Here is a 24182-nt window from a genome sequence, read left to right on the forward strand (position 1 = left end):
ACTGGAAGTATGGATGGTCGAAACTGTTACCGTTCACCCCGCGAGCTGCCTTCAGGACCAGCATTTCGCTGTAAAGATGAGCCGGCTACGGACCGTTATTCCGAAGTTGAGAGATCATGCGCACGACCGGCATGGTAATCAGGGTGGTACCGCGAATTCGTCCTCGTCCCTTTTTTAGGGGACGAGTTTTTTTATTTTGTTAGGTCTTTATATGTGACAGTGTTGAATTGCGTTTCAGGCGGACACTTTCCGAGGGGCTTGATCTCAGCCTCCTCGGCGCTTCGCTTCTGCGGGGTTATCGATCTTCGCTGATCCCTCCGGAGATGCCGCCCTGTTCTCCATTCAACGGTTATATGTCCATAAGAAGTGACTACGAAAATCCACTTAACTAAGCTATTTTGAAAGGAGAATGACAATGGAGCAGCAGCTGGAACAGTTGAAACAAGAAGCACTGCAGAAAATTGAAGCCGCAGCGTCAGTGAAAGAACTAAACGACGTGCGCGTAGCTTATCTAGGGAAAAAGGGGCCAATCACGGACCTTTTAAAAGGAATGGGGAAACTTCCGGCAGACGAACGTCCTAAGATGGGCGCACTTGTCAACGTCGTTCGTGAAACCGTTACGACTTCTCTAGAAGAGAAAATGGAACTACTCGAACAACAAGCCGTTAATGAAAAACTTGAAAAAGAGACGATCGATATCTCTCTACCAGGAAGACCTGTTAAACTCGGCAATCATCATCCGCTGACACGCGTTGTAGAAGAAATCGAAGACTTCTTCATCAGCATGGGATATGAAGTGGCGGAAGGTCCTGAAGTGGAACAAGATTACTATAATTTTGAGGCGTTGAACTTGCCGAAAGGTCACCCAGCGCGCGATATGCAGGATTCATTCTACATTACGGAAGACGTTTTGCTTCGCACTCACACGTCGCCTGTCCAAGCGCGGACAATGGCTTCTAAAAAAGGTGAGCCCATCAAAATTATCTGTCCAGGTAAAGTGTATCGCCGCGATAGCGATGATGCGACACACTCTCACCAATTTACACAAATTGAAGGTCTCGTAGTTGGCGAAGACATCCGAATGAGTGACCTGAAGGGGACGCTCGCGTTATTTGCGAAAAAGATGTTCGGTGAAGAACGAGAAATCCGACTTCGTCCAAGCTTCTTCCCATTTACAGAGCCTTCTGTTGAAATGGACATATCATGCTTCAAATGCGGCGGATCAGGCTGTAACGTCTGTAAGAAAACGGGCTGGATTGAAATTCTTGGTGCCGGTATGGTACATCCGAATGTACTCAAAATGGCTGGATATGACCCTGAGGTATTCACTGGATTCGCGTTTGGTATGGGACCAGAGCGAATTGCAATGCTAAAGTATGGCGTCGAAGACATTCGCCATTTCTTTACGAACGATATGCGTTTCTTATCACAATTTAACCGCACAGAAGTGTAAGGAGGAGACCCCATGTACGTATCAACGAAATGGCTAGAAAATTATGTAGATACAAAAGGCATCGCACCTGCGGATCTTGCTGAAAAGATTACACGTGCGGGCATTGAAGTCGATACCATCATCGACCGTTCTGAAGGACTGACGAATATTGTTGTCGGACACGTAGAATCTTGTGAGAAGCATCCAGAAGCAGACAAATTGAACATTTGCCAAGTGAACATCGGTGAAGAAACGGTTCAAATCATTTGTGGTGCTCCAAACGTTGCGGCAGGACAAAACATTATTGCTGCACTTCCAGGCGCAAAATTGCCAGGCGGCATAAAGATTAAAAAAGCGAAACTCCGCGGTGAAGTGTCAAACGGCATGATTTGTTCTCTTCAAGAGCTCGGTGTTGAAGGAAAGACCGTCGCAAAAGCTTATGCAGAAGGCATTTATGTCCTTCCAGCTGATGCTAAGCCGGGGACAGACGCACTTTCATTCCTTGGATTGGATGACGTCATCTTGGAATTCGATTTGACACCGAATCGCTCCGACGCGCTCAGCATGTTAGGTGTTGCGTATGAAGTAGGTGCGATTTTATCTGAAGATGTCAAGCTCCCGAAAATTGAATACACAGCTTCTAATGAAAAAGCTGAAGACGTCTTGACGCTTAAAGTAGAAGCAAAAGAAGACAATCCGATGTACGTTGCAAAAGTCGTTAAAAACTTGAAAGTGGCAGAGTCACCATTATGGCTTCAAAACTATTTGATGGCTGCAGGCGTTCGTCCGCATAACAACGTGGTCGATATTACGAATTTCGTATTGCTTGAGTACGGTCAGCCATTGCACGCTTTCGACTACGATCGTCTAGCAACAAAGGAAATCGTCGTTCGCCACGCGGTAGAAGGTGAAAAGATGACGACACTGGATGATGTCGAGCGTACACTACATGCAGATCAGCTCGTGATTACGAATGGTAAAGAGCCCGTAGCTCTTGCAGGAGTAATGGGAGGAGCGAATTCCGAAGTTCATGACGGCACGACAACTGTTGTCATTGAATCGGCTTATTTTGCACCTGCATCTGTTCGCAAAACTTCAAAAGACGTTGGCTTGCGCAGTGATGCTAGTACACGCTTTGAAAAAGGGGTAGACCCGAACCGTGTAGCTGAAGCAGCAGAACGGGCGGCACAATTGATGGCTGAACTTGCTGGTGGAGAAGTGTTAGCAGGATCAGTTCAATTTGATGAGTTGGATAAAGAGTCTGTTCGCATTTTATTGTCACCGGACTATGTGAACCAGCGTCTCGGAATGAAGATTCCAATGGACGAAATGGTTTCGATTTTAGGCCGTCTTCAAATTCCTGTAGAAGCAGCGAATGGACAATTGGTCGTCGATGCACCAACACGCAGACAAGATTTACGTATTCGAGAAGATTTAATTGAAGAAATTGCACGTCTATATGGTTACGATGAAATTCCGATGACATTGCCAATTGGTGAAAGTGTTCCGGGCGGATTGAACAGCTTCCAGGAAAAACGACGCCTCGTTCGCCGTTTTATGGAGAGCGCTGGTCTTTACCAGGCAATCACCTATTCACTAACTTCACGTGCGGAATCTCAAAGCTTCGCACTGGAGACAGCACCGGTGACTGAGCTTCTTATGCCAATGAGTGAAGATCGTAGCATATTGCGTCAAAGCTTGCTTCCACATTTGTTGGATGCAACAACTTATAACGTTGCGCGTCGCATTGACACAGTTTCGTTGTATGAGACGGGTTCTGTGTTCTTAGGAACGCAAGAAGATGGTCTCCCGAAAGAAGTGGGCCACGTTGCAGCAGTGATCACGGGCAAATGGGTCGATCACGCATGGCAACAAGAAAATAAGAAAGTCGATTTCTTTGTGATGAAGGGAATCGTTGAAGGTCTGATGGATACACTTGGTCTCACTGACAAAGTAACGTATGCAAAAGCCACTCACGACGGATTGCATCCTGGCAGAACCGCAGACATCTTGTTGGATGGCGCAGTAGTAGGCGTTCTCGGTCAATTACACCCAACTGAACAGAAAAAACACGATTTGAAAGAAACGTATGTGATGGAAATGAACCTAGCAATGTTGCTAGCTGAATCTGCTGAGGCACTTGTGTATGCACAAGTCCCACGCTACCCATCGATGTCACGTGATATCGCACTAGTTGTTTCGAAAGACGAAGCGGCCGGAAGCTTAATGGATATTATCCAAGAAGCAGGCGGTAAATTGTTGAAAGACGTAGCTGTATTCGACTTGTACGAAGGCGACAAAGTCGAAGAAGGCACGAAGTCACTCGCGTTCTCGTTAACGTACTTCGATCCAGAACGCACTTTGACAGACGAGGAAGTTGTGACGCGTCATGACAAAGTACTCGCTGCACTGAAAGAAAAATCAGGCGCAGTCTTGCGTGGCTGATGTTATATGAAAAACAGAGGGAGAACCGGTGTATGCCGGTTCTCCCTCTGTTTTTGTGTGTATGAGAGTTAACGATGTACCTGGTCGTTTAGGCGAGGAACCCGCTCGTTTCAGTCAACAACCCGCCCGTTCCGGTTGGCGACTCGCCCGTTTCGAGTTGGAACCCGCTCGTTCCGGTTGGCAACCCACCCGTTTCGAGTGGGAACCCGCCCGTTTCAGTCAGCAACCCGCCCGTTCCGAGTGGCAACCCGCCCGTTTCAGTCAGCAACCCGCCCGTTTCGGTTGGCGACCCGCCCGTTTCGAGTTGAAACCCGCTCGTTTCAGTCAGTAACCCGCCCGTTCCGAGTTGGAACCCGCTCGTTTCAGTCAGTAACCCGCCCGTTTCGAGTTGGAACCCGCTCGTTTCAGTCAGCAACCCGCCCGTTCCGAGTTGAAACCCGCTCGTTCAAATAGCCCCATTACCGCGGAACCATAATTAGGGTAAACATTCATCGGACTCGCGACCAATTAATCCCTAACCACCGTCCAACCTAAAACCTAGATTGAATTTTGTTCTCCGCACACTCAATCTTTCTAGAATTTAAGCACATGTATCTCGCCACCTAGTAAAGCTCAAAGCAAATTGTGTCAAAAACGCGATAATGCTATTTTCGATCAAAGCCTTCCCCTTCTTTGGAAGAACCGCTACACTAAAGAAAAAAGGGGTGACGCCATTGATCTATAAACATCGGACCAAGCCACGACTTTTAAGTGGGCTACTGGCTTTAGAGAAACGTCTTTCGCCAACACATGAGAAATACGAGTATATCCAGAGTGAGCTGTATAAAACCCGTGCCGGTTACGGAGGCGAGCAAGAATACGATCGCTACATGAAAGAAGTCCGGACCGACTATCCACATGCCATACTCCACGATCTTTCCCTACAACATGAAGGTATCCATTTTCAAATCGACTCACTTTTCATCACACCAGATTCCATCATCATTTCAGAGATAAAAAACATTGCCGATAAAATTTTCATAAAAGCCAAGCCAACGCAATTTATGAAGCAACTGCCTGACGGAACACGGTTGCTATTCCGAAGTCCCATTGCAGAAGTGGAACGCAAAATACAGTTTCTCGAAAAGTGGTTAGCTAGCCGGAATGTACATGTAAAGGTGAAGGGGCTCATTGTATTTGCATATAACAATGAAATGTTTATTGAAGAAAAGCCATCTATGGAAGTGATTACTGCTTATGAGGCACCTACTTATTTCCGTTCATTGACCCCGCAGACACAGATTTTAGAGGAACGGGATATTGCAAGAATTGCAAAAGCGCTGGCCCGAGGACATAAGGAATACAATCCGTATCCAATAACTGTGCGATACAAATTAGCTGAGAGTGATATTAGGAGAGGGGTATTTTGTTCGAGTTGTGAAATTCCAACAATTATGAGATGGTCCGACTTGAGATGGGATTGCCCAGTCTGCGGTGTACGTGAAATCGGGAGTCACCAAAGTGCGGTAATAGATTGGTTTATGCTAATGTCCGGTCCACTGACCAATCGCAAGTTTTGTGAATTCACAGGAATCACTAATCGCCACACTGCAAAAAGACTGCTAGCTCGCTCAGATATTCAAAGGCGGGGGAATGGACGAGGCTGTCGTTACACATCATTAACATAGCGTACCTAAATAGAATAAAAAACAAGTGATGATTAGTGCGCTTCGCCCTGCGAAGCGTTTTTGTCTGTCCATTGAACCTGATGGCTTCGTACCACACCTCGCATGTTTCCTGTTTCTTGCCCGCGGCAGGCAACTTTCTTCAATTCGTATCCAAGCTCGCGACCAATCAATTTCCCTTTAATTCAAAACCAAGATTAATTGGTGTGCTTCGCTCCGCTACGCATTTAGTAATGGATAGTGGGGGAGTAAGGACTGCCGCGGAAAACTATTCATTACGGGCGAGAACCCGCCCGTTCCGCGTCAGAACCCGCCCGTTTCCCCGCGCAACCCGCTCGTTCGCGCGATGAACCCGCTCGTTTCAGTCAACAACCCGCCCGCTCCGAGTGGGAACCCGCTCGTTTCAGTCAGCAACCCGCTCGTTTCGAGTTGGAACCCGCTCGTTTCAGTCAGCAACCCGCTCGTTCCGAGTTGGAACCCGCTCGTTTCAGTCAGCAACCCGCTCGTTCCGCGTCAGAACCCGCTCGTTTCCGCGATGAACCCGCTCGTTTCCCCGCGCAACCCGCTCTAACATTCAATAATCCCAATCACCCACGCTTCTTAGACGCCAACACCGCAGCCTTCTTCGCATTCGCGAAGTGCCACTTCGTCAACGAGCGCAAAAATGGTTCGCCTTTCGATAGTAAAATAGAAGCTGCCGTTTCATCCACCTTCTTGCCGGCGCCTTTAGGGAGTGTTCGTCCCGCCAATCCACTCAACCGGTCCATTTCATCCAAAAACGCTACACGAGCGATTATGGATGCCGCTGCAACCGCGACATGTAAACCTTCCGCTTTCGTTGCAAACAACACATTTTCCCGAACAATTTCACGTTCATCTTTTAAATAGTTGTAATACACACCGCGCTCCGCAAATTGGTCTATCAAAATATAATCTGGATGCTCATCTTCCAACTTATTCAACACATGGCGGATCGCCTGATTGTGCAGCAAGGCCTTGATTTTCCCTTGAGACCAGCCTTTAGCTTGCACAGTATTGTATTTTTCGTTTTGAAGCGTGAGCACACTATACGTCACCACCGATTTCAAATCTGGCGCAATCGATCTCATGTACGGGTCCGTCAGCAACTTAGAGTCCTTTACACCCAGCTCAGCGACAAGGGGAATTTGATCCGCGCGTACATAACATGCGCACACCGTCACCGGACCAAAGAAATCGCCTGTACCTGTTTCATCCGAACCGATCACAGAAAGTGTCTCAAGTCGATCGGGGAGGGCTGCGCCTTTTACAACAGCTTTTTTCTTCGTAGCACTAACACCGTCACCAGACGCCCATTTCGCAGCCTCCATCTCAGCACCGCCGCCTTGAAATAGCACCTTCCCCGAACGATACGCAGTAATCGATGCATTCGCCGTTTTCGCAGCAAACACAACCCCTGGTGCATTACGCTTCACAACATCACTCGCATAATGTGCTTTTAGCGCAATTAATTTTTCATTAGACAAGATTATTACAGAATTCGCCATTCAATCAACCCTTTCTAACCGTACATTCTAAAACGTTTTGTCTAGTATACCGTGTCCGAAAGAAAGCACAAAAATAGTTAGCTGGCAATGCCTATGTTCACAAATAAACCTTTTTCATGGTATGATTAACTTCATAGTTTTACAGCAGGAGGTTATGGCAGTGGAAGAAGAACAAAAAACACGGATTACCATCGATATATACGGTCAGACGTATACTATCATAGGGACCGATTCGTCTGCTCACGTCCGACAAGTGGCGACACTCGTTGACGACCGGATGCGCGAACTCAGTATGCATAATCCGTATTTAGATACGACGAAAGTTGCTGTGCTCACAGCTGTTAACAGTGTTCATGACTATTTAAAGTTGCAAACAGAAAAAGAATTACTTGAAAAAGAATTGAAAAAGTTGAAGGGCTGACGGCTGCTAATGTTAGATATACTTATATTGTTTCTATTGGTTGGAGGACTGATTACAGGCTTTAGAAGAGGATTGCTTGTACAAGTCTTACATATGACAGGTTTTATCGTTTCGTTTATCGTTGCATATGCTTATTACAAACAACTTGCGGATAAATTCGTCCTATGGATTCCGTATCCTGGAGTTACCGCAGAATCTAAGTTAAGCTGGTCATTCGGACAACTGGATTTGGATCAGACGTTTTACCGGTTGTTAGCTTTTATCCTGATTTTCTTTGTGGTTAAATTCCTACTGCAACTCTTTGTGTCAATGTTCGACTTCCTGAAACACTTGCCTGTACTTGGATTCATCTCACGTTTCTTTGGGGCTGCATTAGGATTTGTTGAGTTTTACATAATCATTCTGTTACTCATCAGCTTCCTTGCTTTGCTTCCAATCGATTTTGTTCAAAAATTATTAGATTCTTCATTACTGTCGAAGACCATGTTTGAGCATACACCGGTCATTTCGAGCACAGTGAAGGATTGGTGGTACGTTTACACACAATAAGTCTGAACAGCTTCCCCCCGAGCGGCGGGAAGCTTTTGTTCAGTCAAGGACCAAATAGAACGAGGAGGTTTTTTTGATGAACAAAAAAGTGATTATACAAACGTTGGAAAAAATTGCACTCTATATGGAATTACTAGGAGAGAATCATTTCAAAGTTGGTGCTTTCCGTAAAGCGGCGAACGTCCTTGAAGTCGATCCTAGAAGTCTCGCTGAAATGGATGATATTTTGACCTTGAAGGGAATCGGAAAGGGAACAGGTGCGGTCATTCAGGACCTCTTGGACAAAGGTGTGTCAGACCTCTTGAGCGAGCTTCAAGAAACGGTTCCAGCGGGAATGATTCCACTGCTTGAAATCCCAGGCCTTGGTGGGAAACGAATTGCGAAACTCCATGAAGCGCTCGGTATCGATTCCATCGAGTCGTTAAAAGAAGCGTGTGAGAAAAACGAAGTGAGTGCACTTCCTGGATTCGGTAAGAAAACAGAAGAAAAGTTGCTTCATGAAATCGAACAACTATCTGAACGGAAAACGTCATTTCCTCTATGGCAGATGGTTAAATTTGTTGGACAAGTTGAGCCTATTCTGGATAAAATCGAAGAAATTGGCAAATATTCAGTTGCAGGGAGTTACCGCAGAACGAAAGAGCAAAGTAGTGACATGGATTTCATCATAGTGACAGATGCGCCTTCAGTGGTTCGTGAGAAGTTGTTGAACTTACTTCCTACTATAGAAACGATTGCAGCAGGGGATTCAAAGCTCTCCGTGACGTTAGAATTAGAAGAAATCATCGACGTCGATTTCCGATTCGTAACAGACGCACAATATGCAAGTGCGCTGCACCATTTTACAGGTTCCAAAGAACACAACGTGAGAATGCGTCAGCTTGCAAAATCACGCGGTGAAAAAATAAGTGAATACGGAGTCGAGCAAGAGGATGGAACGGTCTTGACCTTCGAATCTGAAGAAGACTTTTTCGCCCACTTCGATCTACCATTCATCCAACCGAATTTACGTCAAGATGGTCGGGAACTAGATCGCATCAACGAATTAGCTGGACTGGTCACACTCGGTGACATCCGCGGCGACTTCCACATGCATACGACAGCATCAGACGGGGGCTATTCGATTCGTGAAATGGCAGACGCATGCAGGGCACGTGGATACAGCCATATGGTGATTACAGACCACTCCCATTATTTGAAAGTGGCGAATGGGCTAACACCTGAACGCTTACTTGACCAATTAAGAGAAATCCGTGAAATCAATGAAGAGTATCCAGACATCGAAATATTCAGTGGGACAGAAATGGATATCTTGCCGGACGGTACACTCGATTTTGATGACGAAGTGCTAGCACAACTCGATTTTGTCATCGCATCGATTCATTCGAGTTTCAATCAACCGCAGGAACAAATTATGGAACGATTGCATTCGGCAATGAAAAACCCTCATGTCGATTTAATTGCCCATCCTACAGGTCGTCTTATTGGAAAACGGGATGGCTATAATCCGGACGTGCCGCAACTCATCAAGTGGGCTGCGAAATATGGAAAAGTCCTTGAATTGAACGCAAGTCCTCATCGCTTAGATTTAGATAAAGAATACTTAGAGATGGCGCAAGAGGCTGGCGTTTCAATTTCCATTAATACAGATGCCCATGCCACGGATCAATTGGAAATCATGGCGATCGGCGTAGAATATGCACAAAAAGCTTGGTTGAAAAAAGATACAGTCATCAATACTTGGTCATTGAACCAGTTTAAAGAGAGAATTGTCGATAAGTGAAAGGAAGGGATCCTCGATGGATTCACGCGTATTAAAAACGTTAGAGTTTGACAAAGTGCTTGCCCAAGCGGCACAGCAATGTACGTTCCCTGCGGGGCGTGCTGAAATGGAAAAATTGACGCCGAATACAAACTTCGAAACGGTAGAACGCTTTTTAGAAGAGACCGACGAAGGTTTATCGATTTTACGTGTACGAGGTAATGTTCCGATGGGGGGCATTACAGACATCCGACCGCATGCGAGACGTGCACAAATCGGTGGCGTCTTAAGTGCTCAAGAATTGATGGAAACCGCGTCAACCATTCGCGCTAGCCGGATTTTTCGCCAATTCGTAGAAGCTGTCGTTCAGGACGAGGAAGTGGAAATACCACATTTTCTTAGTATCAAAGACACGATTCCGGTCATCACAGGGCTAGAGCATGAAATCAATAGTGCAGTCGATGAGAACGGACGCGTACTCGATAGTGCATCAAGTGCACTCCGTTCGGTCCGTCAAAGTTTGCGCATTCAAGAAAGTAGAGTACGCGAGAAATTAGAAAGCATTATTCGAGGCAAAAACGCAGCGAAAATGTTATCAGATAGCATCGTTACGATTCGTAATGAACGATTTGTTATCCCTGTAAAATCCGAGTACCGTAGTCATTATGGCGGCGTCATTCACGATTCGTCTTCATCAGGCCAAACGGTGTACATTGAACCAGATGCAGTCGTACAAGCGAATAACGAAATTCGCACATTGAAGTCTAAAGAGAAAGAAGAAATCGAAAAGATTCTTCGCGAGCTCTCTGCAATTGTTCAAGAACATGCTCATGAATTGTTCGTCTTAGTCGATCAACTTGTGAAAGTAGATGTCATTTTAGCCAAAGCTAAATACGGAATGGTGAACAAGTGTACGAAGCCAACAGTGAACCAAGATGGCTATCTGCGTCTCGCAAAAGCCCGACATCCCCTATTGCCAATCGATGAAGCGGTAGCCAATACAATCGAATTCGGAAAAGACATTACAACGATTGTCATCACAGGTCCGAATACGGGTGGTAAAACTGTGACATTGAAAACTGTAGGATTGTGCACATTGATGGCGCAAGCAGGCTTACCGATTCCTGTGTTGGATGGCTCTGAAATCGCAGTTTTTGGATCCGTTTTTGCCGATATTGGTGATGAACAATCAATTGAACAAAGTCTCAGTACGTTTTCATCTCACATGGTTAACATCGTTGATATCTTAAAGAAATTCGATCAGGATTCGCTTATCATTTTCGATGAGCTCGGTTCTGGAACCGATCCACAAGAAGGGGCAGCACTTGCAATCTCTATTTTAGATGAAGTTCATGGAACAGGTGCGCGTGTTATGGCGACCACGCACTATCCTGAACTGAAAGCCTACAGCTACAATAGAAAAGGCGTTACAAATGCGAGCGTTGAGTTCAATGTTGATACATTGAGTCCTACGTATCGTTTGTTAATTGGCGTTCCGGGACGTAGTAATGCGTTTGAAATCTCAAAACGACTGGGCCTCGGCAATCATCTGATCGATCGTGCCAAGACATTCACTGGAACAGATCGTGGTGAAGTTGACTCCATGATTGCCTCCTTAGAATCCAGTCGTGTCCAATCTGAGAAAGACGCTGAACGGACTCATGACTTACTTTTGGAAACCGAATCGTTGAAAAAAGAGCTCGCTGGAAAATTAGCTGAAAACGAAGAGATGCAAACGAAATTGACGGATAAGGCAAAAGAAAAAGCGAAGAAGATCGTTGAAGAAGCCCGACTGGAATCTGAAGCCATCATCTCAGATTTACGTGCACTACGAATGACGGCTGGTGCATCCGTAAAAGAACACGAGCTTATTGAAGCACGTAAGCGACTTGAAAATGCTTCCCCGAAAGAAGCGAAAAAGAAAGCGCCAAAAGCGAAAGCAGCTTTACGGCCATTGCAAGTGGGCGATGAAGTCAAAGTATTGAGCTACGGTCAAAAAGGAACGCTCATTGACAAGGTTTCTGATACTGAATGGGTTGTTCAAATCGGAATCTTAAAGATGAAGTTAGAACAATCAGGTCTAGAATTTGTGAAGCCTGAAAAAGAAAAGAAAATTGTTGCTTCCACAGCGATCCGTGGTCGCGATCAGCATGTTAAACTAGAGCTCGATCTTAGAGGGGAACGTTATGAAGACGCAATCCGTAGGACTGAGAAGTATTTGGATGATGCATTGCTATCGAATTATCACCAAGTATCCATCATTCACGGAAAAGGTACGGGCGCACTTCGACAAGGCATTCAGACGTATCTCAAAAAGCATTCCCGTGTGAAGAATTTCCGTTTTGGAGATGCAGGAGAGGGTGGCCTAGGCGTGACGGTCGTTGAACTAAAATAATTATTTGTGAAAAGTGAAACCTATTGGAGTCTCAAACGTATTCGTTAAGACATCACTGTAAAGGGGTCTACGAACTATGTCAAAGACTGGGTTTTGGAGTCATCCGTTAGTAGAAACAGCCGGTTATTTTAGCACCGTCGTCCTCTGTCTCATTGTTTCAATGATCATATTTGAGATTGTGACTAAGTATCGATGTTGGGATGAAATAAAAAAAGGGAACTTAGCTGTTGCGTTTGCAACGGGTGGTAAAATATTCGGCGTAGCTAACATTTTTAGGTATTCGATCGAACAGCACAACTCGCTTCCACAAATGATCGGATGGGGTCTGTTTGGATTCACCTTACTCATTTTCGCCTATGTGTTGTTTGAATTTTTGACACCGATGTTCAAAGTAGATGAAGAAATTGAAAACGATAACCGCTCAGTAGGGTTTATCTCCATGATCATCTCAGTCGGTCTTTCCTTTGTTATTGGCGCCAGCATTTCATAAGAGTACATTCAGTAGGAGACGAATAAGCAAATGGAAAAACTATCGAAAATTTTACTCGCTTTATGCGTGTTATTTGTCGCCATCGGTATTTGGTGGATGGTCAAGCAAACCCCGTAACTATACAAGTTACGGGGTTTGTAATTTGCTTCCTCCTTTACATTGTAAACGCATTCATAATTCGCTATACTTAGTAAAGAATGAATATTCTATGAATATACTAGTAAAAAGGAGGCTGTTTCTATGACGAACAAACCGTGGCTTTCACAATATCCACCAGAAATCCCATCGGTTATTGACTACTCTCCCATTCCACTTCAAGACTTTTTAACACGTTCTGCAGCTAATTTTCCAAAAAAGAATGCAATTCACTTTCTAGGAAAGGACATAACATTCGAAGAGTTTTATAAATCTGCATTAAAGTTCGCGAATTATTTGCAAAAAATGGGAATTGAAAAAGGGGATCGGGTGGCCATCATGCTACCGAATTGTCCTCAAAATGCCATCGCCTATTATGGGATATTGTACGCAGGTGGTGTTGTAGTTCAAACAAATCCACTTTACAAAGAGCGTGAGATTTCGTATCTTTTAACAGATTCGGGTGCAAAGGCAATTATTACTCTCGATTTGCTATTTCCTAGAGTCTCATCGATTTTGAAAGAGACTCAGCTTGAAAATATTATTGTAACGAGTATTAAAGACTACTTGCCATTCCCGAAAAACGTCCTTTATCCTTTCATTCAAAAGAAAGAAAACGGCATTGTAGTGAAAGTAGAACATCGTGGGATTCATCATCTGTACACTGAAATTATGAAATCTACACAAGCAGAAACGATTCCACTTGAATTCGACTTTGAAAAAGATCTCGCATTACTTCAATACACCGGTGGAACAACTGGGCCCCCAAAAGGTGTCATGTTAACGCATAAAAACCTGATTGCCAATGCAGAAATGTGTAAAGCGTGGTTGTATAAATCTAAAGAAGGCGAAGAAGTCGCAATGGGAATCTTGCCGTTCTTCCATGTTTATGGCATGACGACTGTACTGATTTTCTCAGTCATGTGTGGAAACAAAATGGTCCTAATTCCTAAATTCGATTTCAAAACAGCATTAAAAGAAATAGATAAACAGAAGCCGACATTATTCCCTGGAGCACCAACGATCTATATAGGATTACTCAACCACCCGGACGTTGCGAAATATGATTTGTCGTCTATTAAAGCATGCTTGAGTGGTTCAGCCGCACTTCCTGTGGACGTACAAGAAAAGTTTGAAAAAGTGACAGGTGGTAAACTAGTAGAAGGGTACGGTCTGACTGAAACATCTCCAGTGGCAATGGCAAACTTTGTTTGGGAAGGACAACGGAAGCGCGGATCAATCGGTGTACCATGGCCGAACACGGATGCGGCGATTCTACCTCCTGATTCAGCAGAGCCTATGAAACCCGGAGAAGTTGGTGAGATTGCAATTAAAGGACCCCAAGTGATGACAGGGTACTGGAACCGGCCCGAGGAAACGCAAGAGACCTTCCGTGAAGGCTGGTTTTTAACAGGTGATCTTGGTTATATGGATGAAGATGGGTTCTTCTATGTAGTTGACCGGAAAAAAGATATGATCATCGCAAGCGGATTCAACATTTCACCACGTGAAATTGAAGAAGTGCTTTATGAAAATGAAGCAATCCAAGAATGCGTTGTCGCTGGTGTTCCAGATCAATATCGTGGAGAAACAGTTAAAGCTTATATTGTCTTAAAAGAAGGATATTCATTAACCGAAGAAGAATTAGATACGTATTGCCGAGGGAACATCGCTTCCTTCAAAGTACCTCGTATTTATGAGTTTAGAGATGAGCTCCCTAAGACAGCGGTTGGGAAAATTTTACGAAGAGCTTTGGTAGATGAAGAGAAAAAGAAAGTGGAACAACAACAGCTTACTTCCTAACTAAAAGGCTTGACTAAAAACTGAATAGCTATTAATATGAAAATATGAATGAACCATCATTCATATTTTCTTTTTTATGGTGGTGAGAAAAATTGAAGCGTGAAAAACCGAAATATAAAAAAATAGTGGATGCTGCTGTGTCGATTATCGCACAGAATGGGTACCACCAAGCGCAAGTATCAAAAATCGCAAAAGAAGCAGGAGTTGCAGATGGTACGATTTACTTGTACTTCAAAAACAAAGAAGACATCCTTATTTCGGTATTCCAAGAGAAGATGGCAGTTTTTGTAGACTATGTAAAAGAAATTCTGGAAATGGATTTACCCGCTTCTGACAAGCTTTTCAAAATGATTGAGAATCACTTTAAAGTGCTTCACGATGATCGCAACTTGGCAATTGTCACTCAACTAGAGTTACGACAATCCAGTAAAGAATTACGTTTCCGCATTAACGAGGTATTAAAGGAATATCTTACTTTGTTGGATGCTTTGCTGAGAGAAGGAATCGACAACGGCGAATTCCCAGCGGATCTAGACATCCGGCTAGCAAGACAAATGGTCTTCGGCACAATCGACGAAACCACAACATCCTGGGTCATGAACGACCAGAAATATGACTTAGTTGAACTAGCACCAAAAGTACACAAGCTACTCCTCTCTGGCATGAAAGGGTAGGTACCTGTATAAGTTGGATTGAACAATTATCTCGCTACTGTGTTTTGCGCTCCAGGCGGACGCTTTCCGAGGGGCTCGATTTCAGCCTCCTCGTCGCTTCGCTTCTGCGGGGTCTTCAATCTTCGCTGATCCCTCCGGAGTCGCCGCCTTACGCTCCAAACAAAGAAATGTCAAGTAGCAAGAAATTCCTAACTCTAACATATATTTTTATACCAAATTGTCGCAACAAAGTGGAAAATCTTTATTTTTAAGAAACTAGTATGCTATCATTGAAGGCGCTTCCATTTTACAAATCATCACAGCAAACGTACTGAAAAAGGATGGGATGACATGGAATTTTTGAAAGTCTCAATTGACCAAGGGGTCGCCGTCGCAACAATCAACCGTCCCCCTGCAAACGCACTCTCAAGAGCACTCATTCTAGAAGTTGGCGACTTACTAGAACAACTGAAAGACATTGACGAAGTACGAGTCATCGTCCTTCATGGAGAAGGGAAGTTCTTCTCAGCTGGAGCCGACATTAAAGAATTTACAACGGTCACTTCAGGAGCAGAATTCTCAAAACTATCAGCAGACGGTCAACGCATCTTCGACCAGTTAGAAACCTACCACAAACCGGTGATCGCAGCGATTCATGGCGCAGCATTGGGTGGAGGACTGGAACTTGCAATGGCTTGTCACATGCGTTTTGTGACTGAAAACGCAAAACTCGGTCTACCAGAGTTGCAGTTGGGCCTGATTCCTGGCTTCGCTGGAACACAAAGACTTCCGGGATACGTAGGGAAAGCCAAAGCAGCTGAAATGTTGCTGACGAGCGATCCGATTACGGGACTTGAAGCTGTGAAATGGGGACTTGCGAACCGCGTCTTTGCTGAGGACGTGCTACTATCTGAAACGCTGGTAATCGCACACAAAATTGCAAAGAAAAGCCCTGTAGCTATGAAAGCTGCATTGGCTATGCTTCAATTCACCAAAGACGATTCCTATCATAAGGGCGTTGAGGCAGAAGCGAATTCGTTTGGCGAAGTATTTGTATCAGAAGATGCCAAAGAAGGCATTCAAGCATTTATAGAAAAACGTGAACCTAAATTTAATGGACGATAATACGTCAAGGAGGTCTGCAGTATGAACATTTATGCTTTAGTAAAACGTACATTTGACACAGAGGAAAAGATTGTTGTAAAAAATGGTGCGATCCAAGAAGATGGCGCAGAGTTCATTATCAACCCGTACGATGAGTATGCTGTTGAAGAAGCGATTCAAGTCCGAGACGAGCACGGCGGAGAAGTAACTGTACTTTCACTTGGTGGAGAGGACGCTGAAAAGCAACTCCGTACGGCACTTGCTATGGGCGCAGACAAAGCAGTATTGATCAACACGGAAGATGATCTGGATGAGATGGATGAATTCTCAGCAGCTAAAATTATCTCTGAATACTTAAAAGATAAAGATGCTGATTTAATCATCGCAGGAAACGTTGCGATCGACGGTGGATCTGGTCAAGTCGGACCACGTATCGCAGAACTTCTAGGCATTAACTATGTCACAACAATTACTGATTTGAAGATTGATGGGACATCAGCAACACTTGTTCGTGACGTTGAAGGGGACTCTGAAACAATCGAAACTTCATTGCCACTTCTCGTAACAGCTCAACAAGGATTGAATGAGCCTCGTTACCCATCACTTCCAGGAATTATGAAGGCGAAGAAAAAGCCTTTTGAAGAATTGGAATTGGATGATCTCGATCTTGATGAAGACGACGTTGAAGCGAAAACAAAAACAGTTGAGATCTTCATGCCACCTGAAAAGGCAGCGGGGCGCGTTCTCGAAGGCGACCTCTCGGATCAGGTAAGCGAATTGGTGAACTTATTGAACAAAGAAGCGAAAGTCATATAATACCGGCAACTTAAACCGTTCTAGGAGGGACTCACTATGTCTAAAAATGTATTAGTTCTTGGCGAAGCTCGTGAAGGCGAACTGCGTAACGTCTCATTTGAAACGATTGCTGCAGCGAAAACAATTTCAGGAGGCGGGACAGTTACAGCTGTTCTTCTTGGAGACTCTGTTGAAAATCTAGCTCAAGAGATGATTCAATATGGCGCAGATCGCGTTGTCACTGTTGAACATCCACACTTGAAGCAATATACATCAGACGCTTACAGCCAAGCGTTCATGGCTGTCTATGAGCAAGAAAAGCCAGACGCAATTGTATTGGGCCATACGGCAATGGGGAAGGACCTATCTCCGAAGCTTGCAAGTAAATTAAGCTCAGGACTTATCTCGGATGTAACGAAGATTGAAGGAGAAGGCGATGCAACTGAGTTCATCCGCCCAATCTATTCAGGTAAAGCATTTGAAAAAGTACAAAGTAAGGGCGGACTTCTATTCATCACCATCCGTCCTAACAACATCGAGCCTCTTGCAAAAGATGAGAGCCGCACTGGCGATGTCTCATCGTTGTCTGTGGATATTACAAACCTTCGTTCTGTCATTGCAAACGTTGTTCGTAAATCTACTGAAGGTGTAGACTTGTCCGAAGCGAAAGTAATCATTGCTGGAGGACGCGGCGTGAAAAGTGAAGATGGGTTCAAGCCACTTGAAGAGCTTGCACACTTACTAGGCGGTGCTGTCGGAGCTTCACGCGGTGCGTGTGACGCAGATTACTGCGATTACTCTCTGCAAATCGGTCAAACAGGTAAAGTTGTCACACCTGATTTGTACATTGCAGTAGGAATCTCAGGCGCAATCCAGCATATGGCTGGAATGTCGAACTCAAAAGTAATCGTCGCTATCAACAAAGACCCAGAAGCGAATATTTTCAAAGTAGCGGACTACGGAATCGTAGGAGACCTATTTGAAGTTGTTCCAATGATGATCGAAGAAGTTAAGAAACTAAAAGGTTCACCTGCTGTTTAATAGATTAAAGAGTGAACGGATTGACTTGAGAGCAGAAGTGGTTCCTTCACTTCTGCTCTTAAGTATTTGCAAATGGAATGACGAAGGTAAAGGAGTAGGCAGATATTTCGCCTGTTGAATAGCTGCATGATATAATGAATTCATAGTTGTTACCTATAAAGGAGGACTTACCCAATGGCTATTTTAAATGCAACAGATGCAGATTTCACAGAAAAAACCAATGATGGTGTAGTACTTGTTGATTTTTGGGCACCTTGGTGTGGACCTTGTAAGATGATCGCTCCAGTTCTAGAAGAGTTGGATGGCGAAATCGAAGGGAAAGCAAAAATCGTTAAAGTAAACGTGGACGATAACCAAGAAACAGCAAGCAAATACGGCATTATGTCAATCCCGACATTGCTCGTTATGAAAAACGGCGAGACAGTTGATAAAGTGGTTGGCTTCCGTCCGAAAGAAGAGCTCGCTAAATTGGTTGATCAACACGCATAAGTTTACTATCTCAAACCGGGTCCCTTTTCTAGAGGAACCCGGTTTTTTTGGCAGGTGATTCTAGATGAATGAATTGATCCAAAATAAGCTTGCAATCCTTCCTGATCTGCCGGGGTGTTATATGATGAAAGACCGGCAAGGGACTGTAATCTACGTGGGCAAAGCGAAAATTTTGAAAAACCGTGTCCGTAGCTACTTTACGGGCTCGCATGATGCAAAAACCCAACGTCTCGTAACTGAAATCGAAGACTTCGAAACGATTATCACGTCTTCGGATATTGAAGCGTTGATCCTCGAGTTGAACTTGATCAAACAGTACGATCCAAAGTACAACATTATGCTGAAAGACGATAAGACGTATCCGTATTTGAAACTCACTGCTGAACGTCATCCGAAACTGATCGTTACGCGCATCGTAAAGAAAGATAAAGGCCGATATTTCGGACCATATCCGAACGTCACGGCAGCAACAGAAACGAAAAAATTATTGGACCGTTTGTATCCATACCGGAAGTGCCATACGATGCCGGATCGTGTTTGTCTCTATTATCATCTCGGTCAATGTCTAGCGCCTTGTGTGTACGATGTTCCTAAAGAGACGTATAAAGAAATGACGGATGACATCGCGAGGTTCTTAAATGGTGGATATAAAACCATGAAAAAAGAGCTCACTCAGAAGATGAATGATGCCGCGGAAAACCTTGAGTTTGAACGAGCAACTGAATATCGTGACCAAATCTCCAACATTGAAACCGTTATGGAAAAACAGACGATGACGATGCATGATTTCAAGGATCGGGATATTTTTGGTTATGCTGTTGAAAAAGGGTGGATGTGCGTCCAAGTATTTTTCGTGCGCCAAGGAAAACTCATCGAGCGTGACGTATCTTTATTCCCGGTGTACCGAGATCCAGAAGAGGAATTGTTGACGTTCATCGGTCAGTTTTATAGCAAGCTATCTCACATTAAACCGAGTGAAGTGCTATTGCCACCAGGAATTGATCAGGAAATCGTAGAACAATTGCTGGATATACATGTCTATATCCCTCAACGGGGGAAGAAAAAAGATTTAGTCCAGCTTGCAAATAAGAATGCTGCTATTTCATTGAAGCAAAAGTTTCAGTTGATCGACCGACAAGAAGAGCGGACGATCGGAGCTTGTGAAGAATTAAGTGATGCCATGAACATCTCAATTCCGTTACGTATCGAGGCATTTGATAACTCACATACCCATGGAGTTGAGCCAGTTTCAGCGATGGTTTCATTCGTCGACGGGAAACCGAATCGAAAAGACTATCGTAAATATAAGACGAAAACAGCTGCAGCACATGACGATTACGGCGCAATGCGCGAAGTCATACGCCGGCGCTATACGCGTGTATTGAAAGACAATTTGCCCCTGCCTGATTTGATCGTCATAGATGGAGGTAAAGGGCAGATGGGGATTGCACGGGAAGTAGTGGAGGATGAACTGGGACTGTCTATTCCAATTGCAGGTCTTGCAAAGGATGACAAACACCAAACAGCCCAGCTGTTATATGGATCACCCCCTGAGTTAATCCCGCTGAAGCGTTCAAGTGAAGCCTTCTATTTGCTTCAACGAATCCAGGATGAGGTCCACCGTTTCGCAATTACGTTCCACAGACAGCGTCGTGACACGGGATCTCTGGTATCCTCTCTAGACGGTCTCCCAGGAGTGGGTCCGAAGCGCAAACAGAAATTGCTGAAACACTTTGGTTCCGTGAAGAAAATTAAAGCAGCTACTCAAGAACAGCTAATAGAAGCAGGACTTCCTAAAGCTGTCGCACAATCGGTCGCTGAATACTTTGCGGAAAAGAACAAACCTGCAGAACAGACAAAAGACTAGAAGAACGGGCCCTGAGCCCGTTCTTTTTCCTGAAATGGACAGGGTTGTTTCTATTATAATAGCGTTCCGTGGGGGCGGGGATCATAAATCGTGGAAAGTGCTCATAAACCAAGGGAACTGATCATAAATCACGAAATATGCTCATAAACAAGGGAAAGTGATCATAAATCCTGAAAACTGCTCATAAAGCACGAAAAGTGATCATAACCCAGAGAAAGTGATCATAAATCCTGAAAACCGCTCATAAACCCTGAAAAGTGATCATAACTGTCCCGCAAGTACCTATCCTATCCCGCGGGACGATACTCAGTAACATCCAACTCCCGCTCGCGAAAAATGTGCACTTGACCAATTAAAACCAGGAGCTGTAAGGTATGCTTCGCCATGCGCAAGCAACTCTTGATCAAAGAAAACTTAAACGCGACAACGTAGTACATGTGCTGATCAAGCGCAAACAACATTCACACTTCCATATAGGTAGGGCGCACAAGAGACCTAAATCCAGACGAAAAACTGGAGGATGAGCAACTACTCATCCTCCAGCCAAAAAATTATTTTTCAATTGTGTAGGTTTCATCCCATCGTACTTGCAAGACGATTTGTCCAGTTTTCTCATCTCGTGAGCCGTAGCATTCCGTCAAGCAACCGTTCGCGATTTGGTATTGCTCGGCGATGAAGCCGGATTCCAAGTGATACGAATCCTTAGTAGCTGGAGAAATGATCCGTTCAGATAACTGGTAATCGGCTTCTTCCTTGCCTGAACTCGCTAAACTCAAGTCGCCCCAGCCTGCTTCTTTAAAAAAGTCGGGGATTTCGTTAACAGAAAAGACAGGGAACTTTCTAGCAATCTCTTTTCCCGCCCAATAAAGAATATCATCTTCATGTTTTCCGAGAATGCTAGGAATTACATGGTCTCTTAGTAGTTCATAGCCGAATCGTGTCGGCTCTGCAGTTAATTCATGTTCCAAAACTCGAGCATCCCTTTCGTGTCTATCAAATTACCTCTCATGGTACGTCATTATATTTGCAACTAAAAGGTCAATCTATCAAGATCGTCACCTTGACCTTCCCAATATGGAGGAGTACAATGTACATGTTATTATATTGTAACATGAAGAGACGGACCGTCAAACATTCGCTTGTCGTTTTATCAGGTAGAAAAAGACATCCGGCTCCTAAATAAGGGAGGGTAAATCACTTGGTGAGAGAATCAGAGTTTTACTGGCGCCGACTGCATTCATTGCTTGGAATTATTCCGATTGGTTTGTTTGTGACGCAACACTTGATCATCAACCATTTCGCAACAAGAGGTGCTGAATCATTTAACACAGCGGCGCACTTTATTGAAAACCTGCCGTTCATTTATTTCTTGGAATGGTTTGTCATCTACATACCGCTCATGTTCCACGCGTTTTATGGAGTGTATCTCGCATTTACTTCAAAAAACAATGTCCAACGTTATGGAACATTCCGTAACTGGATGTTCATGTTGCAGCGTGTGACTGGAGTATTCCTTGTCATCTTCATTGCATGGCACATTTACGAAACGCGTATCCAAAAATTATTTGGTGCGGAAGTGAACTTCGACATGATGGCGGAAATTTTCCAAAGTCCATTCATGATCGCATTCTACGCACTTGGTATTCTTGCGGCTACATTCCACTTAGCGAACGGCGTTTGGTCATTCCTAGTTACTTGGGGATTGGCACAATCACCACGCTCACAAAAAATTGTTACTTGGGTAACTCTTATTATCTTTGTTGTTCTTTCTGTAATTGGTATACAAGCACTATTTGCATTCGCTTAAAAAATAATACGTTATTATGTAAACTTTGAGGAGTGAAACAATAATGTCAAAAGGTAGAGTGATTGTCGTTGGCGGCGGTCTAGCCGGCCTCATGGCGACCATCAAGGCATCAGAAGAAGGCGTTGGAGTAGACTTGTTTTCCCTCGTTCCTGTAAAACGTTCTCACTCCGTTTGTGCTCAAGGCGGTATTAATGGCGCCGTGAACACGAAGGGTGAAGGAGATTCACCATGGATTCACTTTGATGACACGATTTACGGAGGCGACTTCCTAGCGAACCAGCCACCTGTAAAAGCGATGGCTGATGCAGCGCCAGGAATTATCCACTTGCTTGACCGTATGGGGGTTATGTTCAACCGTACTCCAGAAGGACTCTTGGACTTCCGTCGTTTTGGTGGAACGATGTATCACCGTACCGCTTATGCAGGTGCTACAACCGGACAACAGCTCCTTTACGCATTGGACGAGCAAGTTCGTGCACAAGAGGTTGCGGGTCTAGTCCAGAAGTTCGAGCACTGGGAATTCCTCGGAATCATTATGGATGATGAAGGGGTTTGCCGTGGTATCAAAGCACAGAACCTAAAAACAATGGAAATCAAAGCATTCCCTGGTGACGCTGTCATTATGGCAACTGGCGGACCTGGAATCATCTTTGGTAAGTCGACGAACTCTGTCATCAACACAGGTTCAGCAGCTTCCATCGTTTATCAACAAGGGGCTAAATATGCAAACGGAGAATTCATCCAGATTCACCCGACTGCAATTCCTGGAGATGACAAACTTCGTCTCATGAGTGAATCTGCACGTGGTGAAGGTGGCCGGATTTGGACATATAAAGACGGTAAGCCTTGGTACTTCCTAGAGGAGAAATATCCGGCATACGGAAACCTCGTACCGCGTGACGTTGCGACACGTGAAATCTTTGACGTGTGTGTTAACCAACGCCTTGGTATTAACGGAGAGAACATGGTATACCTCGATTTGTCTCACAAAGATCCACATGAGCTTGATATCAAGCTTGGCGGAATCATTGAGATTTACGAGAAATTTACTGGGGATGACCCACGTAAAGTTCCGATGAAGATCTTCCCTGCGGTCCACTATTCAATGGGCGGACTTTGGGTCGATTACGACCAGCACACATCTATCCCAGGCTTGTTTGCTGCGGGTGAGTGTGATTACTCACAACACGGTGGTAACCGTTTAGGTGCCAACTCATTGCTTTCTGCTATTTATGGCGGAATGCTTGCTGGACCAGAAGCCGTGAAGTACATGAAGGGTCTAGAGCACTCTGCAGACGATATGCCTTCTAAAATCTTCGACGACGCTGTGAAAGAAGAGCAAGTGAAGTGGGACGCCATCATCAACATGAAGGGAACTGAGAACGCGTATGTGATCCACCGCGAACTTGGGGAACTAATGACTGAGAACGTAACGGTTGTTCGTTATAACGATCGTTTGGAAGCAACAGACAAAAAGATTCAAGAATTGCTTGAGCGTTGGGAAAACATCAACATGACGGATACACAGCAATGGTCGAACCAAGGTGCGACATTCACGCGTCAGTTGAAGAACATGCTTTACTTGGCTCGTGTCATCACTCTTGGTGCGCTAAACCGTAATGAAAGTCGTGGGGCTCACTACAAGCCTGATTTCCCAGAGCGTGATGATGAGAACTTCTTGAAGACAACAATTGCGAAGTTTGACGGTGTATCTGCACCGATTTTAAGTTATGAAGACGTGGATGTTTCTTTGATTCCGCCTCGTAAACGCGATTATTCTGCATCAAAGTAAAATAGAGACTCA

The 24182-nt window shown here is 44.5% G+C and carries 21 protein-coding genes; 17 read left to right on the forward strand and 4 right to left on the reverse strand.

The genetic code is table 11. The features are described from left to right. Positions 1 to 415 precede the first annotated feature (415 nt). Positions 416 to 1453, forward strand: coding sequence for a phenylalanine--tRNA ligase subunit alpha (gene pheS, locus DVB69_RS12965; protein WP_116019516.1), 1038 nt, complete (start codon positions 416 to 418; stop codon positions 1451 to 1453). Positions 1454 to 1465: 12 nt separating this feature from the next. Then, entirely contained in the window at positions 1466 to 3877 is a 2412-nt protein-coding gene (pheT, locus tag DVB69_RS12970) for a phenylalanine--tRNA ligase subunit beta (protein ID WP_116019517.1), read from the forward strand. An 88-nt stretch (positions 3878 to 3965) separates the two neighbouring features. Here pheT and DVB69_RS12975 read toward each other — a convergent pair whose 3' ends face one another. Next, positions 3966 to 4292: a hypothetical protein gene (locus DVB69_RS12975; protein ID WP_116019518.1), complete on the reverse strand. Its 327-nt coding sequence runs from the start codon at positions 4290 to 4292 to the stop codon at positions 3966 to 3968. Positions 4293 to 4590: 298 nt separating this feature from the next. Here DVB69_RS12975 and DVB69_RS12980 point away from each other — a divergent pair, with 298 nt between their 5' ends. Further along, a complete protein-coding gene (locus tag DVB69_RS12980) occupies positions 4591 to 5544 on the forward strand; it encodes a nuclease-related domain-containing protein (RefSeq protein ID WP_158541091.1) in 954 nt (317 codons plus the stop codon). A gap of 300 nt (positions 5545 to 5844) precedes the next feature. Here DVB69_RS12980 and DVB69_RS12985 read toward each other — a convergent pair whose 3' ends face one another. Together DVB69_RS12985 and rnhC are read right to left on the reverse strand one after the other, a co-directional pair. Continuing rightward, a complete protein-coding gene (locus DVB69_RS12985; RefSeq protein ID WP_116019520.1) occupies positions 5845 to 6039 on the reverse strand; it encodes a hypothetical protein in 195 nt (64 codons plus the stop codon). 89 nt (positions 6040 to 6128) lie between these two features. After that, on the reverse strand, positions 6129 to 7067 hold the full coding sequence (gene rnhC, locus DVB69_RS12990; protein WP_116019521.1) for a ribonuclease HIII: 939 nt from the start codon (positions 7065 to 7067) through the stop codon (positions 6129 to 6131). 160 nt (positions 7068 to 7227) lie between these two features. Between rnhC and zapA the strand changes: the two genes are divergently transcribed. The 12 genes from zapA (at position 7228) to uvrC (ending at position 20571) form a co-directional block, all read left to right on the forward strand. Next, on the forward strand, positions 7228 to 7488 hold the full coding sequence (zapA, locus tag DVB69_RS12995) for a cell division protein ZapA (protein ID WP_116019522.1): 261 nt from the start codon (positions 7228 to 7230) through the stop codon (positions 7486 to 7488). A gap of 9 nt (positions 7489 to 7497) precedes the next feature. Further along, positions 7498 to 8037 carry a CvpA family protein gene (locus tag DVB69_RS13000; protein ID WP_116019523.1) on the forward strand — a complete coding sequence of 180 codons (540 nt, stop codon included), beginning with the start codon at positions 7498 to 7500 and terminating at the stop codon, positions 8035 to 8037. Between the two features lie 76 nt (positions 8038 to 8113). Beyond that, on the forward strand, positions 8114 to 9820 hold the full coding sequence (gene polX / locus DVB69_RS13005) for a DNA polymerase/3'-5' exonuclease PolX (protein WP_116019524.1): 1707 nt from the start codon (positions 8114 to 8116) through the stop codon (positions 9818 to 9820). Positions 9821 to 9836: 16 nt separating this feature from the next. Further along, a complete protein-coding gene (locus DVB69_RS13010; RefSeq protein ID WP_116019525.1) occupies positions 9837 to 12194 on the forward strand; it encodes an endonuclease MutS2 in 2358 nt (785 codons plus the stop codon). Between the two features lie 76 nt (positions 12195 to 12270). Then, positions 12271 to 12684 carry a DUF350 domain-containing protein gene (locus DVB69_RS13015; RefSeq protein ID WP_116019526.1) on the forward strand — a complete coding sequence of 138 codons (414 nt, stop codon included), beginning with the start codon at positions 12271 to 12273 and terminating at the stop codon, positions 12682 to 12684. 240 nt (positions 12685 to 12924) lie between these two features. Further along, positions 12925 to 14622: a long-chain-fatty-acid--CoA ligase gene (locus DVB69_RS13020; RefSeq protein WP_116019527.1), complete on the forward strand. Its 1698-nt coding sequence runs from the start codon at positions 12925 to 12927 to the stop codon at positions 14620 to 14622. Positions 14623 to 14714: 92 nt separating this feature from the next. Then, on the forward strand, positions 14715 to 15296 hold the full coding sequence (locus DVB69_RS13025) for a fatty acid metabolism transcriptional regulator FadR (protein ID WP_116019528.1): 582 nt from the start codon (positions 14715 to 14717) through the stop codon (positions 15294 to 15296). Positions 15297 to 15626: 330 nt separating this feature from the next. Beyond that, on the forward strand, positions 15627 to 16400 hold the full coding sequence (locus tag DVB69_RS13030; RefSeq protein WP_116019529.1) for an enoyl-CoA hydratase: 774 nt from the start codon (positions 15627 to 15629) through the stop codon (positions 16398 to 16400). Positions 16401 to 16421: 21 nt separating this feature from the next. After that, on the forward strand, positions 16422 to 17195 hold the full coding sequence (locus DVB69_RS13035) for an electron transfer flavoprotein subunit beta/FixA family protein (protein ID WP_116019530.1): 774 nt from the start codon (positions 16422 to 16424) through the stop codon (positions 17193 to 17195). A 36-nt stretch (positions 17196 to 17231) separates the two neighbouring features. Next, a complete protein-coding gene (locus DVB69_RS13040) occupies positions 17232 to 18215 on the forward strand; it encodes an electron transfer flavoprotein subunit alpha/FixB family protein (RefSeq protein ID WP_116019531.1) in 984 nt (327 codons plus the stop codon). 174 nt (positions 18216 to 18389) lie between these two features. Continuing rightward, entirely contained in the window at positions 18390 to 18704 is a 315-nt protein-coding gene (gene trxA / locus DVB69_RS13045) for a thioredoxin (protein ID WP_116019532.1), read from the forward strand. Positions 18705 to 18768: 64 nt separating this feature from the next. Beyond that, positions 18769 to 20571: an excinuclease ABC subunit UvrC gene (uvrC, locus tag DVB69_RS13050; protein ID WP_116019533.1), complete on the forward strand. Its 1803-nt coding sequence runs from the start codon at positions 18769 to 18771 to the stop codon at positions 20569 to 20571. A gap of 551 nt (positions 20572 to 21122) precedes the next feature. Here the strand turns inward: uvrC and DVB69_RS13055 are convergent. Continuing rightward, positions 21123 to 21539, reverse strand: coding sequence for a YslB family protein (locus DVB69_RS13055; RefSeq protein ID WP_116019534.1), 417 nt, complete (start codon positions 21537 to 21539; stop codon positions 21123 to 21125). A 230-nt stretch (positions 21540 to 21769) separates the two neighbouring features. Between DVB69_RS13055 and DVB69_RS13060 the strand changes: the two genes are divergently transcribed. Together DVB69_RS13060 and sdhA are read left to right on the forward strand one after the other, a co-directional pair. Continuing rightward, positions 21770 to 22378 (forward strand): succinate dehydrogenase cytochrome b558 subunit, encoded by a 609-nt coding sequence (locus DVB69_RS13060; protein ID WP_116019535.1) that lies wholly within the window; start codon positions 21770 to 21772, stop codon positions 22376 to 22378. Between the two features lie 43 nt (positions 22379 to 22421). Continuing rightward, the gene (gene sdhA, locus DVB69_RS13065; RefSeq protein WP_116019536.1) at positions 22422 to 24170 is read left to right on the forward strand and encodes a succinate dehydrogenase flavoprotein subunit; all 1749 of its coding nucleotides are present in this window, start codon (positions 22422 to 22424) and stop codon (positions 24168 to 24170) included. The last annotated feature ends 12 nt before the right edge of the window (positions 24171 to 24182 follow it).

Origin of the sequence: Sporosarcina sp. BI001-red (assembly GCF_003384035.1) — a bacterium.
Taxonomy (GTDB): domain Bacteria; phylum Bacillota; class Bacilli; order Bacillales_A; family Planococcaceae; genus Sporosarcina.